1 protein-coding gene and 1 pseudogene are annotated in these 724 nt (G+C 48.2%); both read right to left on the bottom strand.

Annotation, left to right across the window (positions count from 1 at the left end):
• On the bottom strand, positions 1 to 256 hold a 256-nt coding region (locus R7R24_RS26760; RefSeq protein ID WP_318120124.1), incomplete at its 3' end, for a PHP domain-containing protein.
• Between the two features lie 6 nt (positions 257 to 262).
• Positions 263 to 724, bottom strand: a pseudogene (locus R7R24_RS26755) (DNA polymerase Y family protein); the annotation flags it as partial.

Genomic DNA, 724 nt, shown 5'->3' with positions numbered 1-724 from the left:
CTTTACGGCAGGGGCAAAGTAGGACTATTTGGCACTCTTCGTTGAGCCAGAACATACTGCCGACGATCTGTTTGATATCAAGTTTATGCTGCTCAATCGTTGCATGGGCTTTGACCACGCCAGCGACCGAGCACTCGTCAGTAATCGCGATGGCATGGTAGCGATAAAAAGCCGCTTGCAACACAAGCTCTTCTGCATGAGAAGCGCCAGTGAGGAAAGAGAAATTAGACTGACAAAATAATTCTGCGTAACTCATAACGACTCAACAAAAATAGCCATGAAGAAACCAATGTTTATGTTGATCGCGAAATACCCATAACCAGCGACCTTGCTTGGTATGAGCAATGTAGTAATCGCGCATAATTTCGTCGCCATCCCACCATCCGGATACGATTCGTTCTGGCCCATGCACCAGCGATACTTGTTCTTGCAGAGCAATTGGGACAGGCAGTTGCATTGCTGGGCGCAGAAAATCTGGGATGCTATGAGTGGGTACGTCTGGCTCATCGGCTAGTCGGTATTGGCTGGCTTTCTCCGGTCTTGGGTCGTAGGCAATATCTGGCTTGAGCACTGCACTTTTCCCAAGTTTAGCTTGGAGTAAAGAGAGCAGTTCTAACGCATTCATCTGTCCTTTTGGCCCAGAAAAAAGATCTCGCGCAGCACTTAAAGGCTCACCCTGACGAACAACTTTTAGTGTCAAACCGACCACCGCTCCATTAAGCGT

It is taken from the genome of Vibrio sp. 704 (genome assembly GCF_033339295.1).
The sequence above is the reverse complement of the archived record's forward strand: the minus strand, read 5'-3'. Positions and strand labels throughout refer to the sequence as shown.